1 protein-coding gene is annotated in these 260 nt (G+C 53.8%); it reads right to left on the bottom strand.

The genetic code is table 11. The features are described 5' to 3' along the window. Positions 1 to 260 (bottom strand): hypothetical protein (locus tag AC1RPY_RS08000; RefSeq protein WP_481763152.1); only part of this gene is annotated, 260 nt, incomplete at both ends.

Below are 260 nucleotides of genomic sequence, written 5' to 3'. Positions count from 1 at the left end.
AGCTTTTTGCACCCTTGGCACCGATATTCTTCGTCATCCACTGCATCAGCCATACTTCTTCCTCCATATTTCTCAAATACGGCAGCACGAGTGCCAAGGCACTGGGACTCAACTCCACTACGTAAAGCCCGTTTTCCACACGCTCCCGACCTTGGCGCACGCGCCATGCACTGATGTAGCGGAAATGGTGACTTCCTAGTTCACGTCCCCACTCATCGCGAAGGCCATGGTGCGTGACAATCACGATTTCCGGGTCATGC

Source organism: Dellaglioa sp. CoH-56-MRSF-12 (assembly GCF_056782075.1).
This window is presented reverse-complemented; position numbering and strand designations above follow the sequence as displayed.